General features: G+C 67.6%; 1 protein-coding gene. It reads right to left on the bottom strand.

Going from position 1 to position 417, the window contains the following annotated elements; genetic code table 11:
- Positions 1 to 417: polyketide synthase (locus MXD61_RS05845; RefSeq protein WP_248811813.1), on the bottom strand; the 417-nt coding region annotated here is incomplete at both ends.

The raw sequence follows: 417 nt of genomic DNA, 5'->3' as shown, positions 1-417 counted from the left end.
GACCAGCCGGTGCCGTCGGCGTCGGCGGAGAAGGAACGGCAACGTCCATCCGCGGAAAGGCCGCGCTGCCGGGAGAACTCGATGAACATTCCGGGGGTGGCCATGGTGCTGGCACCACTGGCCAGTGCCAGGGTGGATTCCCCGGAACGCAGGGACTGCACGGCCAGGTGAACGGCTACCAGGGATGAGGAGCAGGCGGTGTCGACGGTGACCGCCGGACCTTCGAAACCAAAGACATAGGACACCCGGCCCGATGCCACACTGCTCGCACTGCCGGTCAGCACATAACCGCCGGTCTGCCCGCTGCCCTCATACAACCGAGGCCCGTAATCCATCGCCGTCAGGCCGCTGAAGACGCCGGTGGGGGTGCCGCGGAGGGTGTCGGGGTCGAGGTGGGCGTGTTCGAGGGCTTCCCAG

Origin of the sequence: Frankia sp. AgPm24 (assembly GCF_023243055.1) — a bacterium.
GTDB classification, from domain to species: Bacteria; Actinomycetota; Actinomycetes; order Frankiales; family Frankiaceae; genus Frankia; species Frankia umida.
This window is presented reverse-complemented; position numbering and strand designations above follow the sequence as displayed.